The sequence below is a fragment of the Calothrix anomala FACHB-343 genome, from assembly GCF_014696435.1.
Classification (GTDB): Bacteria; Cyanobacteriota; Cyanobacteriia; order Cyanobacteriales; family Nostocaceae; genus Aulosira; species Aulosira anomala_A.
This window is the reverse complement of the sequence record NZ_JACJQG010000026.1, coordinates 66,496-82,037: the sequence shown is the minus strand read 5'-3', so window position 1 is coordinate 82,037 and position 15,542 is coordinate 66,496. Positions and strand designations below refer to the sequence as shown.

Below are 15,542 nucleotides of genomic sequence, written 5' to 3'. Positions count from 1 at the left end.
AGGTTTTTGGAAAAAATGAAAATTCTACTTTCTGCTACAGCTCTATTTGTGTTCGCAAGTTTGAGTTTAATTCCATCCCAACGATTATTAGCTCAAGAAGCACTTCCTGTAGCAGGCCCAGCAATAGCATCTAACAACAATGATGATCAATTACCCTCTGCTGGGCCGGCAATAGTTGCAAGAGCCTCAGGAGAGAGACAATCATCATCACGCGCATCAAGACGTTCAAAGGTAATTAGTAGAGCAGAACCTAGAAGGGTATCAAGACGTTCAATAGCAGATAATACAGAAGCACCCAGAAGAATATCAAGGCGTTCAACGGCGGTTAATCGGACAGAATCTAAACCAAGAGTAAGAACTGTAAATTACACAACCCAAGGACAAACTCCTACAAGAAGGAGGATTAGAAAAACTACTGCACCAACGCCTAAAATACAGGCAGTTCCTGGTAATTTCCCCATCAGAAGATGGTAAAACTAGCGAAAGTTAAGATTTAAGAATTTAGAAATTCAAATTCTTCTGAATTCTTAAATCTTATCAGGCTACTGGCATCATCGAGGCAGGCATCTTACCTGCCCCACAAGAGACTGATAAAATTGAATTTGCAAATTCAATATATATTATCTGATTGCATTATTTTATTAGAAAATTAATTAATAGGTTAAGCACTATTAATACTTGTTAAATATATTTGAAAATATTATAATTTACACTTGGCGATCGCCTAAATTATCTGAATTACTAAATCCAGATATAGCACAGTTGAGAAGAGTCTATCTTGAGGATCTTTTTTGAATTAGTTGATTTATTTACCAAGAAAATGGGTCTAAAGCCCCGTCCACTTCGGGTGTAGCTCTCAGTGCGCCGCTTCCAGGACGGCTTGAATTGTGTTATCATATTTGCGTAAGAGTTTTCCACGCAAATGATTGTTTTAGAATTTAAAGCCAAGGGGAAAACAACTCAATACACTGCTATTGATGAGGCGATTAGATCTGCTCAATTTGTCCGCAACAAAGCTATCCGTTTTTGGATGGATAACCGAGGTGTAGGACAAAAAGACTTATATCGTCTGAGCAAGTCATTGAGAGGTGAATTCCCATTTGTAAAAGCTTTGAATTCTAGCGCTTGCCAAGCCTCTATTGAACGAGCTTATAGTTCTATTGCTCGTTTCTACGACAACTGCAAAAAGTCTGTTGTGGGTAAAAAGGCATATCCAAAGTTTAAGAAGAATTCTCGCTCAGTGGAATACAAAACGTCTGGGTGGTCACTTTCACAAGACCGGAAACAAATAACCTTCACCGACAAAAAAGGGATTGGCAAGCTCAAACTTAAAGGAACGTGGGATTTAAACTTCTACCAATTAGAACAGATAAAACGAGTTAGGTTAGTTCGTCGTGCAGACGGGTACTATGTTCAATTTTTGGTGAGTGTAGATAACAAAGTAGAAACACAACCAACTGGTAAAACTATCGGTTTGGACGTTGGACTAAAAGAGTTCTACACAGACAGTAATGGACACAGTGAACCTAATCCAAGGTTTTATCGCACAACAGAGAAACGCCTCAAGTTTCGACAAAGGCGCGTTTCTAGAAAAAAAAGGGCTTCTGCCAACCGTAAGAAAGCTATTAATAAATTAGGGCGAGTACACCTCAAAATAAGTAGGCAACGTGAAGAACACGCTAAGAGAATAGCGCGTTGCGTCATCCAATCTCACGATTTGGTCGCCTATGAAGATTTGAGGATTAAAAATTTAGTTAGAAATCACTGTCTCGCCAAATCTATTAATGATGCTGGTTGGTATCAATTCAGGAAATGGTTAGAGTATTTTGGGGTGAAGTTTGGCAGAATAACTGTTGCGGTTAACCCTGCCTACACTTCTGGTGAATGCTCTAGTTGTGGTGCAGTTGTCAAAAAATCTCTATCAACAAGAACCCATGTTTGCGAATGTGGCTTTGTCATGGATAGGGATTGGAATGCTGCCATCAATATTCTGAAATTAGCCTTGAGTACCGTAGGGCATACGGGAACTTGGATCTTAGATCCCAACGCTTCAGGAGATTCGACCTCTACTCATGCAGGAGTAATCCTGTCTGAGCAAGTTGGGTCTATGATTGAAGAATCTTCGCCCTTATAGGGCGGAGAGTGTCAATATATTCATAAATTAATAATTTAAACTCAAATAGCTTTGCTAGAAGCTGAGTAATTTATGGAAAACAAGATAATTGAAAAAAACCTCAATATTAGTATTAGTTTAGGTATTGCTGTCAGTGCAATTACAATGTTTTTCTGGCTGCAATCAGAACCTACTGCTAAAGTGGAATTGAAGCAAGGTGTAATTTCCCAAAAAACAACAGAGAAACCAGCAATTCCTATCATAAAGCCAACTATTCCCGCAACCGCACCAAAAAATATTCATTTAGTCCTAAAACTGAGAATGCGGCAGCTATATGTATATTCAGGAGACAATTTACAAGCTAGTTATCCTGTTGCAATTGGGAAACCAGGGTTAGAAACACCAGTAGGAAAATTCAAAGTAATTGAAATGCTAAAAAACCCAGATTGGACACATCCTCAAACTGGGAAATTAGTTCTTCCAGGCCCAAATAATCCCTTGGGGGAACGCTGGATTGCTTTTTGGAATAGTGGTAGAGAATACATCGGATTTCACGGAACGCCCGATAGAGCATCTGTTGGTAAAGCAGTTTCTCATGGTTGCGTTCGCATGTATAACGAGCATGTCCGCGAACTGTATGAGCTTGTCAAAATGGGTACTCCTGTTGTAGTAGAAAATTGATACTTCCCGGTTATTTATTTTTTCCTACATTCATCAAGCGATCGCGATCGCACAATTTAATACTGGTACCATTGATTTCAATCATCCCATCTTGACTGAGTTTATAAAAGGCACGGGAGAGGGTTTCGGGAATTGTGCCTAAAAGCGCCGCTAGTTGTCCTTTAGCTAAATCTAGCTCGAACACATCAGCATTACCCCGGCGACTGCTCAAATTTAACAAGTAGTTGGCTAAACGTTCCGGTACTTCCTTAAAAGACAGGGTATCAACCAAAAAAGTTAATTTGCGCAAATGGCGGGCAAAAGTTCCTAAAATAGCGATCGCTAAAGTTGGGTGTTGTTGTAAAACCATCAAAAATGCTGCACGAGGAATAAATACCACCTCAGAATTTTCAATCGCCCCAGCTGAAGCCGGAAATTGTCCCCCATCAAAAGCCGGTACCTCTGCAAAATGATCTCCCGCAGCAAAGATATGCAGAATTTGTTCTTTACCTGCATTAGCCAGCTTAAAAACCTTAATTCTCCCAGATTTGACAATAAAAAACCCGCTCCCCGGATCTCCCTCTAAAAATATCGTCGCTCCTTTTTTATAAGTCTGGAGAATCGAAATATTCGCTAATGCTTGTAATTGCTCATCTAATACACCCTGAAAAATCGGCGTACTCTGTAAAAACTGTTTAACTTCTAAAACACGTTCGGTTAAAGTCATTACTTGTCAATAGTCAATAGTCAATAGTCAATAGTCAATAGTCATTGGTCATTTGTCATTTGTCATTTGTCATTTGTAGATATTATCCCCCTTCTCTTGTCTCCCTTGTCTCCCTTGTCCTCCTTGTCTCCTTTGTCCCCCTGCCCCATGCCCCATGCCCCATGCCCCATGCCCTATATTGTTACCAAACTTTATATCTCCTTTTGACTTAGATCAAGGATTTACTTTTGGCTTCTTCATAACCTAGAAGCATGAAGATTTGAGAGAGAAGATTATGTTCTGCAATCAATGTGAACAAACAACTCGTGGCGATGTCTGTCATCAGTGGGGAGCTTGTGGTAAAAGTCCAGAAGTTGACGCTTTACAAGATTTATTAGTCCATTGTTTGCGGGGACTATCGCAAGTGGCGTTACAAGCAAAGTCTCTAGGAATCGCAACTCGCGAAACTGATGAGTTTACCTGTGAGATGCTATTTTCTACCCTCACAAACGTTAACTTTTCTGTAGATGATTTTATCAACTTTGTAAATCGAGCGATCGCTTTACGTGAAAGCCTCAAGTTACAAATTAAAGCTACAGGTAATGCTGTGGTTGAGTCTGCAATGGCTAATTTTCAACCTGATAGCGATACTAAACAACAAATTCAGCAAGGAAAAGACTTAGAATTTGCATTTATCGGTCAATCTGCTAAAAATATAGATATTTTCTCCCTTAAACTCACCGTATTGTATGGACTTAAAGGTTTGGCTGCCTATGCTTTCCATGCTTGTGAACTCGATCAACATGATGAAGGTTTGTATACCTTCTGTCATGAAGTTCTCGCTAATTTAGATGCTCAAGACAAGACTCTAGAAGAGTGGCTGGCTTTGGCGCTGAAAGTTGGAGAAATCAACCTGAAAGCAATGGAACTCTTGGATGCGGGCAATACAACCACCTTTGGTCATCCTACACCCACCGTTGTCCCCCTTGGCTCTACCGTTGGTAAGGCAATTCTGGTTTCTGGACATGATTTACTCGCGTTGAAGGCTGTCCTTGAGCAAACCGTCGGTACTGGTATCAAGGTTTATACCCACGGCGAACTGCTACCCGCACATGGCTATCCTAAACTCAAACAAACTTATCCGCATTTACACGGACATTACGGTACAGCATGGCAAAATCAAACCCATGAGTTTGATCATTTCCCTGGCGCAATTGTCATGACAACTAACTGCCTCATGCCTCCCCATCAATCTTATCAAGATAAAGTATTTACCTTGGGGCCTGTGGGTTATCCTGGATTGCAACATACCAGTATTCGCGATATTTCCAGCATTATCGCCAAGGCTGAGTCGATGCCAGGATTTGAATCAGAGTGCGATCGCGGTACAGTAACTACAGGCTTTGCGCGCAATGCCGTGTTAGGTGTTGCTGATGCTGTAGTTAACGCTGTCAAAGATGGTAGTATTCGTCACTTCTTCCTTGTTGGTGGTTGCGATGGCGCTAAACCCGGACGTAATTACTATAGTGAATTAGTCGAAAAGCTTCCCGATGATTGTGTCGTTTTAACGTTAGGCTGTGGTAAGTTCCGCTTCTTTGACAAAGATTTAGGCAATATTGGCGGTATTCCGCGCCTCCTTGATGTGGGACAATGTAACGATGCTTACTCAGCAATTCAAATTGCTGTCGCCTTAGCTCAAGCCTTTGATGTTACCGTCAATCAACTGCCACTTTCACTAGTACTATCTTGGTACGAACAAAAAGCGATCGCAGTTCTCCTCAGCCTACTTTATTTAGGTATCCAAAATATTCGCATCGGCCCCACACTTCCAGCTTTCTTAACACCTAATGTAGTCAAGATCCTCTCCGAAAAATTCCAACTCAAACTCATCACTTCAGCAGAGCAAGATTTAGCGGCTTGTCTTAGTTAAATATGGGGCATGGGGCATGGGGCATTGGTCAAGAGTCAAGAGTCAAGAGTCAATAGTCAATGGTCAAGAGTCAATAATCATTTATTTTCCTCCTTGTCCCCCTTGTCCTCCTTGTCCCCCTTCCCTTGTCCCCCTTGCTCCCTGCTCCCTGCCCCTCTGCCTCGATCAATCTTCGCTCCATGTTTCATTTGCTAACAAATCAATAATCGGATCTCTTAACAAAAATTCATTTTTTTCCAATTCTAACTCTACACAAACCCAATCACGACCAGGAATAAACTTACATAAGGCATAGATTGGTTCATTCCGTTTAACAGATCCTTTCCTTACCAGATAACGAGCTTCTTCCCTCAGAACATCGAGGTCGTATTTAACAGCAGTTTTCATAAAAATCACTCCAAAATTACTATTTGTAACACATTAGTCTAGTGCATTAATTGTTGCTGACTTGCTAGTAAGTCTATCGGCAATTAAACTTAATTATATGATGAAAAGTCCTATTGCCGGAAGTGGACTTTATACTTGAGGATTTACGCTTTTTAAAAATAGACTCTACACCACAGCATAAATCAACCAACCTGAGAAATATATTAAATCGTTGCAACAATCTAATTACGAATTATGTCTAACCCTATTAGTTGGATCTGTGTACTTAGAAATTCGCCATGCAGTTTGTAAACCCATCTTTCCAGATTTGGTAAAAATCCAACAACCACGTTGGAATGAATCTTTACCGACTGCGCACTTAGGTTTAACTCCAATTAACTTTTCTATTTCTTCACTTGTCAGCAACCAATTAGCGGATTGGGCACGTTCTAAGACATCCATGTACCATAATGGATTAGGTAATTGCCATCTCGAATTCCAGATTTTTTCTAAGTTACTTAAAGATTGCGATATTTATTGCAATACTTCAGTCAGATGATAAACAGCAGTATTATTTGCACCTTTTATTGCCATTTGACGGGCAACTTGCTTTAATATATTGATAAAAAGAGAATCAATCAAATCTTGATTGGCAGCTAAAACTTTACCTTCTTGACCGTTAGCACAGTTTAAAATTGCTTGAATTAAATTAAGATATGCACAGAGGCGTTGTTCGTTCATTATTTATTTTTATGGCGGCAAAATATCAGCGATCGCGTCACGTTAATGTAATCAGTAGATCTGTGCAATTTAAAGTAGCTGGTAAGGGCTTTCATTAGTCATTCTCAGCGCAGCAATTTTATTTATATTTCTTAATATAAATTAACGCAATTACCGACTGACTTATTCAGCAACAAATTGATAGCGGTTTCGATCCAGCTATAGTGGGAAATTAGCAAAAAAATGAAATTTGTTGACTGTTAACTGTTAACTGTTAACAGTCAACAGTCAACAGTCAACAGTCAACCTCTGTGAGGGTAATTATTGCCCAAAATGACGACTAGCTAATCGCATCGCATCAGCAATATCAACATCACCATCATTATCGGCATCCAAAAACGAATTCAGCACCGAATTTCCTCCAGATTGAGGACTTTGTGCATTTGCACCAGATTGTAAAAAATTCAGCACCACAGGCACTACTTGCGGTAATATTTGTTGAATCATCCCCGCATCTAAACCAGTGCGTTGGGCGACAATTTCAGCGATTTGTTGTTGCATACCAGGAGCAAATACCGAGTTAACAGCTTGAGGATTAGGAGAAGTTCCCGCAAATTCATTCACTAGAGATTGTACTGCTTCATTACCTTGTGTAGCTTGCTTTTCTTGCAAAGCCGATCGCACTTGACTACCCACTACTGATAACACCGTTTGCATTGTCGCCGGATCTGCACCAGTGCTATTACTCAGCCGATCCACCGTGCTAATAATACTACCCAATTGCCCCAAACTCCCTTGCTGATTGGGATTTGTTACAGCACCAAGAATTTGATCGAAAAGTCCCATAAATTCTTGCTCCTAATACCGGATTCCTATATATGAATATATTTTCATGGAATTAATCGCTAATCATCTCTTAGGGTTGATATTTTTGTATATAACAACATTTTGTTATAAATATTACAAATTTAATTGGATTTGATTATCTATTAATCTATCTTTAGCCAGAAGTTTATTAATTTTATTTATACTAGAATTCTTTTAGCATCATAAACAAATGCTTTAGTGGGAATACTCACTTACACTTAATACTAGCTCCTTCAGAGGGTGCAAATAATTGCACCCTTATTTATTATGCTTGGCCTGTGAGTTGTGAGTTGTCAGGTAATTTTTACAACCAATTACCAATTAACACAAACGCTGACCAATAAAAGGGATGTTGAAAATCAGGATCTTGTAAAAAACTGAGTTGAGTTTGTCGCAACGCTTCTGCTTTCGTAATTCCTGGTTTCTTCAAGTTTTTATAAAACTCAACCATAAATTTAGCAGTAGATTCATCTTTGACAGCCCATAAAGTAGCTAGGGTACTACGTGCGCCAGAACGAACTGCAACACCTGCTAAACCTAATACCGCCCGATTATCTCCTTTGGCTGTTTGGCAAGCACTTAAAACCATTAATTCTATGGGTGTAGAATCAGATTCATTTCTAGTTTTGAGAAATTCACTCAGTTCTTTAACATTAATCTTGCTATCCCAGGAGAGGATAAAAGTATCATCTGATTTACTACTAAATTGACCGTGGGTCGCTAAATGCAATACTGAAAAAGGATTTGATTTAATTGCGGTTTGCAGATTAGTATCAGTAAATTCTTGATTCAATAGTAATTGTACAGGTAATGCAGAAGAAATTTCTCTAACTTCGGCTTTAACTGCTGGTAAAGCTTTAAAACCTTGACGAGCTTCACTTAATGCGGCTGTAATCACTTTGAGATTTTGCGGTTTTAGCGATCGCGTTGGTAATAACTGCATTCCTGGCGATAGTGCTAAACTATACTTTTCTAGTAAATATTGTTTGCCATCATATAAAGTCGCCATTGGCAGATTGCGCAACGATCCATCTAAAACAAAGGCTAAAGTCTTCACTCCACTATTAGCTAATTGCGATTCTGCAGGACGAATTAACCAATCATATATTTGTTGCGACACATTTAACCGATCCTCATCGCCAAAAGCTGGATTGAGAGATTGTCTCATTTGCTTAATCGTTGCTTCAATTTCCCCTGATGACAAGGTAGTTCTGTAGCTAGAAAGCGGTTTACCGGGAATTGAGAGAATGACTTCGATGCGATCGCTTAAAATGATTGGGTAGATGACAGCAGCTTGTTTATCAATTTGGTCAATTTGTTCTGGTTTACCATTTAAACAAGCCTCTTGAAAGAAATTATCTAATTCTGCCAGTTGTAGCGCTTCAATCGTATCTCTAGCTTGCTTTAAGTTCTTCTGGCTGGGGTTGGATTGGAGTAATAAATCAACAAACTCCCGATACACTGGTTCCACACTTTCTTGAAAAGAGAATTGGATATCGCGATTAATCGCTACCAAATCATTACGTAACGACTTGAGGGTTTTGACAGAAAAATCATAAGCGGCAATCGCCCCTTGAGTATCCCCCTGTTGTTTAAGAATTCTCCCTGCTTGCCAAGAAGCTTGATAAGCTATATCTGCACCATTAATTTCTTGGGCGATTTGTAATGCTTGTTGAGTCAGTTTTAACGCATCAGCCCATTGTTGCTTTTCATAATATAATTTACCTAACTCGTTTAAAGCATAAGCTTTAGCCCGTGAATCCCTCAACATTGTGGCTTGTTGTACAGCCTGGGCTAAGGTAACAGCTGCTTGTTGGTATAAGCCAGATGCTTTCTCTTCTAGTTTCGCCAACTTAGACAGACTGCTAGCAAAGTTAACTGCTGCATAAATCGACATCCGACTTGCAGGGAGGGTTGCTAATTGGCTGTGAATCTGCGGTACTAATGTATTAGCTGGTTCGATTTGCGATCGCTCTAAATACAAGCTAAGTTGGTTTAACTGGGCTTCGATGCGTACTTGGGGATGATTAGCTTTAACTATCGCCTGTTGATAATAATCTATCGCCGCTTGTGGTTGCTGTAATTCCCTCGCCCCATTTCCCAAACTCAAAAGAATCTCGCCGATATTTTCTGTTGACTGCAGGCGATCGCTAATCAGCAAACTTTGCTGTAAAATCTCTTGGGACTTTTCTACATTTCCTAACAGTTGCAACCCAATACCTAAACTTTGCAACCCTTTCGCTTTCATCGCCGAATCTGACTGATTTTGCAATTTTTGATGCACATTCAATAAAAGTTGCTGTCCCCGGCGATATAATCCTAAAACTTGCAGTGCTTGGGCTTGATTAATTTGGCTCCCAATTTTTCCCGCTTCATCACCAATTAGCCCATAATTTCGTTCTGCATCTTGCCAAGCCTGTAAAGCATCTTCCGCTTTTCCCCGCAACAATTGCAAATTCCCCAAAGTGTTCTGCGCCACTGCTAAAACCGTCGTATTTTCTTTTGTTTTTTTCTGCGACTTCAGCAAATTTAAACTTTGATTAATTGCTTGTTCTGCCTTAGGCCAATCTCCCAAATTTTGTGCTGCTAATGACAGATAACTTAGCGTCCAAGCTTGATTAATTATATCACCTTGCCGTTCAAAACCCGCAGCCGCTACTTCCCAAACCTTGACAGCTTCGGCAAACTTTCCCCCTGCAAATAGACTTCTACCTTGATGTAGTAAAGATTGCGGTGCTGAGGCGGAAATTTCAGCTAGTTTTGCACCTTGTCTACAATCAGGAAAAGAACAAGCCACATTTTGAGCGATTGTAAAACGAGTAGCCGCAGTAGCAGGAAACCCAATCGTTAATATCAATAATGTTAATGAACTGAAGTAAAGTTTATCTTGAGGAAATTGACTTTTTTTTTTGAATTTGGGCATTATTTTATTCCTTTCTACAGTAATTTTCATATTGCCAAGTGCCGACAAATAATTTGCGCACAAGTTTCTTAACTCTTAACACCACTAAATCTGACAACGAATGATAAACATTGTCAGCAGGGCGATGTTATTAATTTGCCCAAAATCTCCCCCTATCTCTCATTAGAGGGGAAAAATTTTGCTCTGATTTTTCTCTTGGCAATTTTACTGTAGAATTATTCCCGCACTCATCTGTCCTCAATTATGTCACAGGCAGTTCAATGATAAATTCTGTACCTTGTCCTAATGCAGAATTGAAGTAAATTTTTCCTTGATGTTTATCTTCGATAATCTGCTTACTAATAGATAAGCCTAAACCAGTTCCTTTACCTACTGGTTTAGTAGTAAAGTATTGTTGAAATATTTGCTGGCTATTCTCTGGTGAGATTCCATTACCATTATCTTTCACAGTAATTTTTATCAGGTTACTTTCTGGTTGAAAAATAGTAGTAATCCTGATTTCTGGGATCATATTTCTGTTATTTGTTGGCGAGTTTGGCTCCTCATCAAAAGCTTCAATAGCATTAGCGATGAGATTCATAAATACTTGATTAATCTGTCCCGGATAACAGTCTACAAATGGTAATTCTCCATAATTTTTGATAATGACAATTTCTGGTCTTTGCTTATTAGATTTTAAGCGATGCTTCAAAATTAGCAAAGTACTATCGATACCATCATGAATATCAAAACTCATTTTATGAGTTGTATCTGTACGTGCAAAAATCCGCAGACTCTCGCTAATTTCTGTAATCCGTTCTAGCCCTAAATTTACCGATGCGATCGCTTTGGGGATATCTTGCAGGATTTGTTCTAATTCGATAAGTTTGGCATTTTTAATAATTTTCTCATCAGCTTGAGGATAGATTTCCTGATAAAGCCGTAAATGGGTAATTAAGCTCTGGGTATAATTATTAATAAAATCTACGTTTCCCGTAATAAAACCTAGAGGATTATTAATTTCGTGAGCCACACCAGCCACTAATTGACCTAAAGTTGATAATTTTTCTTGTTGTACTAATTGTAATTGAGATTGTTTTAAATCTTCTAGTGCTTGGGATAATTCTTGCGTTCGTTCCCCTACACGCTGTTCTAATTGCTGATTTTGCTCTGCCAGTTTTTTGGTTAAAAATCTGATTTTCAAATGGACTTGAATTCTCGCGAGAACTTCTTCTATTTGAAAAGGCTTAGTAATATAATCTACACCGCCAATTAACAGCCCTTGCACTTTATCAAATTTATCAGAAAGGGCAGTTAAGAAAATGACTGGTATATCTTGAGTTAAATGATTTTTTTTGAGAAGCTGACAGGTTTTAAAACCATCTATTCCTGGCATCATCACATCTAATAAAATTAAATCTGGTTTAGCATATTCAGCTTGCTCAATCGCGCTTTCTCCATCAGTAGCGACTAATATTTCCCAACCAGACTCAGCAATCGCATTCGATAGCATTTTTAAATTTGTTTGATTATCATCGACAATTAAAATAGTTGAATCATAAATACTATTTGGGGGGTTGCTCATATTATCCTACTTGATAGATTTAAGTAATTCCCGAATCTTTTTCACTTGAAAGTTCTCAGCCATCTGCCGAATTTCGCCGACAAAGGGTAAGTATTTATCATCTAATTTAGCAATTTCATCGAGTAATATCTGCATACCTGCTATATTGCCTCTCATAGCCATATCCCATAGCTTATCTAACTCTGATTTTTCCGGATAAATTATCGGTTGAGAATTTTGTGTTGGTAATTGTGCATGAATATTATTTTGTGCTAGGGCGCTAGATTCTTGGTAAATCCATTCTAGCTGTAAGTATTTTTGTAAACTTTGCAGTAAATTATCAATTTGTAGTGGTTTTGGTAAAAATTCGTTGCCTCCAGCCTCTAAACTTTGAGTCTGGTAGTTTTCAAATACACTGGCAGATGAAACAATAATTGGTAAATCTTTAAATTGTTCTATACCTCTCAAGGCTTTGATCATTTCCACGCCATCTAAAATAGGCATTTTTAAGTCTGTGATAATTAAATTTGGCTGAATTGCTTGAGTTTGCGTTAACCCTTCTTCGCCGTTAGTCGCCTCAAAACATTGAAAGCCAAGGGATGTTAGCAAATTAATGACAAAGGAACGATTTTCGAGATGATCGTCAACAATTAAGATTTTCGGATTTTGGTTTTTGACAGCAATAATTTTGGGTTCAGATAAAACAGATTTTGTCTCAATAATTTTACTGATATTCTCTAAATCTAAATCCAGCCAGAATCTACTGCCAATTCCGATATTACTGTCTACTTGAATGGCACTATCCATTAATTGGGCAATTTTGCAACTAATAGCTAAACCTAAACCAGTACCTTCTGTTTGTTTGTTTTTTTCACCTACTTGTTCAAATGGTAAGAAAATCTTGTCTAACTCTTCTGGCGTCATTCCTATACCAGTATCTTCAATTTGGAATCTGATTTTGGTAAATTGCTTGTCGTCAATTTTCTCAGTGGCTAAAATATCGACTTTGAAAGTAACTGCGCCATTATCGGTAAATTTGATGGCATTTCCCAGCAAGTTAATTAATATTTGTCTTAACCGTTTTTCATCAGTGCGAATTACTCGCGGAAGCTGCGGATGTGCTTCGTAAATAAAAGCAATACCTTTTTGCACGGCGCGAATCCGACAGATTTCTACAACCCCGGTTAAAAAAAACTTAAAATCAAAATCTGTATGATGTAATTCTAATTTCCGCGCTTCAATTTTTGATAAATCTAAAATATCGTTGATCAGTGTCAATAGATGAGAACCGCATTGATGGATAATTTTGATCCCATCTAGTTCGGTTGGCGCTAAACTTTGAGAACGCTCTAAGATTTGCGCATATCCTAAAATCCCATTTAAAGGCGTGCGTAATTCATGACTCATATTTGCCAAAAATTCACTTTTGGCTTGATTAGCGACATCAGCAGCGACTTTAGCAACTTCTAATTCTTTGGTGCGATCGCTCACTTTTTGTTCTAATGTCTGAGAATATTCTTGGAGTTGTTCATTTGCTTGTTTCAGTTGCACTTGTTTATAAAAATTAGTCGTGACAATTGCAGAGATAATCAATGCTAGTACAGGTGTAACTGAAGGTATCCACCAACCTACTAAAAAAGCCAGATAGCTAGTACTGAGAATAACACAAGTTGCAAATGTAATTCCTAAGATGGGTAATCCCCCTAGCCTTTGCTGACCAATAGATTTAAATTGTAGCAATTGCCAAGTCGCACCAGTACTCACAAAAGACCAGCAAAAAACCCATAGCCATTCTGTTGAAGAAGACCAAACTCGGATTAAAGTACGCCCATCTAGTGCAGCACTTAAAATCTGACTAATTAAATTGGCATGAATTATTACCCCTGCCATCCGTTCACCATCTGCTTGAAAATTACTGATATAACCAACGTTAAAAAAGTCATTGATGCTTTTGGCTGTCGTGCCAATTAAGACGATGCGATCGCGGATCAGTTCTGGCGCGACCTTAGCATTAAGTAAATCTCGCAGTGTAACTGTATCAAATTGTTCTGGAAAACCTCGATAATTCAAAATAATTTGATAGCCGCCAAAATCTGCACCACGATAACTAAATTCGTTACCCTTCAGGGGTGTAAATACAGCCTTACCTAACTGCAAATTATTCCCTTCTTCATCCAATGCTTTTAAAGAAATACCTTTAGGTTCCAAATACATCAAGCTTAAGCGCGTTGCTAAACCCAAATAAATTTCGCCATTTTCATCACCAGCAGACAACAAACCGCGCCGCACTTTTCCATCAGCATCTAAAACTAAATCCGCGAGAGCAACTTGATTTAGTTTAGTTAAAGTGGAGGGTGGGGCGACTCTATCGCCGACTAACTTTTTTACCCCAATCAAATTGGGTGTAGACTGCATCAGTTTAACTAGTTCTTGATTTCCGGGTTCTACGGCTAAATCTCGGTAAATATCCATACCAATAGCCGCCGGTTGCTGTGCTTTGAGCTTGGCGATCGCTTTTGCTAAGGTATTATCAGAAATCGGCCATTTACCCAACTCCGTAATGTCTTTTTCCTCAATTGTCACCACTAAAACCCGCTTTTCTTTGGGTTCTAAGGGACGTAAAGCAAAAAATTGCTCTAGAGTAGCCCATTCTAATAATTGAAAGAATCCAGCCATCTCCGCAGCAATAATGCAGATGGTAACGATGGGAGAAGCCATCAACATGCAACGCCATTGGGCTGACAGCATTAGCTGTATAATTAGAGACTTAAGTTTTTTCTGGATAAATGCACCCCAATACATAGCTGTTAAATTAGATCCCTCGATTAATTAATCAGAGGTGCATTAGCGATCGCACTCAGGTTGACTGACTTCAAAAGTCCTTCCCAAGCCTCATTTAGCGCTGGATTATTTGGTTGCGATCGTCTTAATTGCGCCAGGTTAGAGAGTGAATCGTACCAAATCCCAGTCTCGGCTAATCGAGAAATTAAATCTAAGGAAACAGGTTTATTTAGCTGCGTTGTCAAACTACTGTTAGCTTCCACACGACGAATCCAGCCACTTACCCAAGGACTATCAGGTTCTAACTCTTCGGTGCAAATTATCACTAAAGACCATTTATAGTTTTTACCTGTCTTGAGTGCAGGAACTGAAGCCGGAATTTTAACTTGCATTACCCCTGGTTTATTGGGTAACGATAAATTTGTCCGGTAACTATATTTACTATCTTCTGTTTGTAAAGTAAATAATGCTGTTTTGGCAGTAGTTGTGGGAATATAGACAAATATAGTCGGACGTTCTGCCACTGTATAACCAATATTAGTTGTTGGTATCAATGGAGTGACCGATGTACTAGTAGTTGCTTGTGTCGCAAAGCCACACAAGTTACCGTCTCTAGAGGCTCCTCCAGATGATCTTTTAGGCGCTTGCGCTCCTGGTGGTTTAAAAGTTACACCTGCTATAGTTGGCGCTACTGAAAGAGCTAGAAAAGAACTGGAAATTAAAAGTGCTATTCCTAATAATGGGTATCGAAACAGTGATTTGTTGTTTTTCTGCATAAACTAATTTATCTGTCTTAGAGTTTTTGACAAGGTAACTAATTGTCAAGCTTGTCAACAGAACTATCCACGAAATATTAATACTCTATGGTTTTTATTTTTTAATAGCCAACAGTGCAATTACGGAAATATTTTATAATTAAAAACAGCAAAATTA

13 protein-coding genes are annotated in these 15,542 nt (G+C 38.8%); 4 read left to right on the top strand and 9 right to left on the bottom strand.

From position 1 onward, the window contains the following. Window positions 1–15 precede the first annotated feature (15 nt). The 3 genes from H6G08_RS16630 to H6G08_RS16620 all read left to right on the top strand — a co-directional run bounded on the left by H6G08_RS16630 (window position 16) and on the right by H6G08_RS16620 (window position 2,794). Window positions 16–474 carry a hypothetical protein gene (locus H6G08_RS16630; RefSeq protein WP_190544806.1) on the top strand — a complete coding sequence of 153 codons (459 nt, stop codon included), beginning with the start codon at window positions 16–18 and terminating at the stop codon, window positions 472–474. A 448-nt stretch (window positions 475–922) separates the two neighbouring features. Then, window positions 923–2,134 carry an RNA-guided endonuclease InsQ/TnpB family protein gene (locus H6G08_RS16625; RefSeq protein WP_190544804.1) on the top strand — a complete coding sequence of 404 codons (1,212 nt, stop codon included), beginning with the start codon at window positions 923–925 and terminating at the stop codon, window positions 2,132–2,134. A gap of 72 nt (window positions 2,135–2,206) precedes the next feature. Further along, on the top strand, window positions 2,207–2,794 hold the full coding sequence (locus tag H6G08_RS16620) for a L,D-transpeptidase (RefSeq protein WP_190544800.1): 588 nt from the start codon (window positions 2,207–2,209) through the stop codon (window positions 2,792–2,794). A gap of 10 nt (window positions 2,795–2,804) precedes the next feature. Here the strand turns inward: H6G08_RS16620 and H6G08_RS16615 are convergent, their stop codons facing one another. Further along, window positions 2,805–3,500 carry a Crp/Fnr family transcriptional regulator gene (locus H6G08_RS16615; protein WP_190544797.1) on the bottom strand — a complete coding sequence of 232 codons (696 nt, stop codon included), beginning with the start codon at window positions 3,498–3,500 and terminating at the stop codon, window positions 2,805–2,807. A 274-nt stretch (window positions 3,501–3,774) separates the two neighbouring features. On the opposite strand from H6G08_RS16615, the gene hcp reads away from it, so the two are divergent. After that, window positions 3,775–5,409, top strand: a complete 1,635-nt coding sequence (gene hcp / locus H6G08_RS16610; RefSeq protein WP_190544795.1) for a hydroxylamine reductase — start codon at window positions 3,775–3,777, stop codon at window positions 5,407–5,409. Between the two features lie 165 nt (window positions 5,410–5,574). Here hcp and H6G08_RS16605 read toward each other — a convergent pair whose 3' ends face one another. The 8 genes from H6G08_RS16605 to H6G08_RS16570 form a co-directional block, all read right to left on the bottom strand. Next, complete coding sequence (locus H6G08_RS16605; RefSeq protein ID WP_190544791.1) at window positions 5,575–5,796, bottom strand: DUF4327 family protein; 222 nt, start codon at window positions 5,794–5,796, stop codon at window positions 5,575–5,577. A gap of 225 nt (window positions 5,797–6,021) precedes the next feature. After that, window positions 6,022–6,237, bottom strand: a complete 216-nt coding sequence (locus H6G08_RS16600; protein WP_190544788.1) for a hypothetical protein — start codon at window positions 6,235–6,237, stop codon at window positions 6,022–6,024. A gap of 72 nt (window positions 6,238–6,309) precedes the next feature. Then, on the bottom strand, window positions 6,310–6,516 hold the full coding sequence (locus H6G08_RS16595; RefSeq protein WP_190544785.1) for a hypothetical protein: 207 nt from the start codon (window positions 6,514–6,516) through the stop codon (window positions 6,310–6,312). A 300-nt stretch (window positions 6,517–6,816) separates the two neighbouring features. Next, a complete protein-coding gene (locus H6G08_RS16590; RefSeq protein ID WP_190544782.1) occupies window positions 6,817–7,341 on the bottom strand; it encodes a DUF937 domain-containing protein in 525 nt (174 codons plus the stop codon). A gap of 325 nt (window positions 7,342–7,666) precedes the next feature. Then, window positions 7,667–10,285 (bottom strand): CHAT domain-containing protein, encoded by a 2,619-nt coding sequence (locus tag H6G08_RS16585; RefSeq protein ID WP_190544779.1) that lies wholly within the window; start codon window positions 10,283–10,285, stop codon window positions 7,667–7,669. A 241-nt stretch (window positions 10,286–10,526) separates the two neighbouring features. Further along, window positions 10,527–11,849 (bottom strand): hybrid sensor histidine kinase/response regulator, encoded by a 1,323-nt coding sequence (locus H6G08_RS16580; protein ID WP_190544776.1) that lies wholly within the window; start codon window positions 11,847–11,849, stop codon window positions 10,527–10,529. Window positions 11,850–11,855: 6 nt separating this feature from the next. After that, entirely contained in the window at window positions 11,856–14,576 is a 2,721-nt protein-coding gene (locus H6G08_RS16575) for a CHASE2 domain-containing protein (protein ID WP_190544774.1), read from the bottom strand. 77 nt (window positions 14,577–14,653) lie between these two features. Beyond that, the gene (locus tag H6G08_RS16570) at window positions 14,654–15,385 is read right to left on the bottom strand and encodes a DUF928 domain-containing protein (RefSeq protein ID WP_190544771.1); all 732 of its coding nucleotides are present in this window, start codon (window positions 15,383–15,385) and stop codon (window positions 14,654–14,656) included. Window positions 15,386–15,542 lie beyond the last annotated feature (157 nt).

Excerpts from the sequence above, each read along its gene's own strand:
- H6G08_RS16625 (WP_190544804.1), top strand. The coding sequence starts at position 923 with ATGATTGTTTTAGAATTTAAAGCCAAGGGGAAAACAACTCAATACACT.
- H6G08_RS16570 (WP_190544771.1), bottom strand. The coding sequence starts at position 15,385 with ATGCAGAAAAACAACAAATCACTGTTTCGATACCCATTATTAGGAATA.
- H6G08_RS16590 (WP_190544782.1), bottom strand. The coding sequence starts at position 7,341 with ATGGGACTTTTCGATCAAATTCTTGGTGCTGTAACAAATCCCAATCAG.
- H6G08_RS16585 (WP_190544779.1), bottom strand. The coding sequence starts at position 10,285 with ATGCCCAAATTCAAAAAAAAAAGTCAATTTCCTCAAGATAAACTTTAC.
- H6G08_RS16630 (WP_190544806.1), top strand. The coding sequence starts at position 16 with ATGAAAATTCTACTTTCTGCTACAGCTCTATTTGTGTTCGCAAGTTTG.
- H6G08_RS16600 (WP_190544788.1), bottom strand. The coding sequence starts at position 6,237 with ATGGATGTCTTAGAACGTGCCCAATCCGCTAATTGGTTGCTGACAAGT.
- H6G08_RS16580 (WP_190544776.1), bottom strand. The coding sequence starts at position 11,849 with ATGAGCAACCCCCCAAATAGTATTTATGATTCAACTATTTTAATTGTC.
- H6G08_RS16605 (WP_190544791.1), bottom strand. The coding sequence starts at position 5,796 with ATGAAAACTGCTGTTAAATACGACCTCGATGTTCTGAGGGAAGAAGCT.
- H6G08_RS16615 (WP_190544797.1), bottom strand. The coding sequence starts at position 3,500 with ATGACTTTAACCGAACGTGTTTTAGAAGTTAAACAGTTTTTACAGAGT.
- hcp (WP_190544795.1), top strand. The coding sequence starts at position 3,775 with ATGTTCTGCAATCAATGTGAACAAACAACTCGTGGCGATGTCTGTCAT.
- H6G08_RS16620 (WP_190544800.1), top strand. The coding sequence starts at position 2,207 with ATGGAAAACAAGATAATTGAAAAAAACCTCAATATTAGTATTAGTTTA.
- H6G08_RS16595 (WP_190544785.1), bottom strand. The coding sequence starts at position 6,516 with ATGAACGAACAACGCCTCTGTGCATATCTTAATTTAATTCAAGCAATT.
- H6G08_RS16575 (WP_190544774.1), bottom strand. The coding sequence starts at position 14,576 with ATGCTGTCAGCCCAATGGCGTTGCATGTTGATGGCTTCTCCCATCGTT.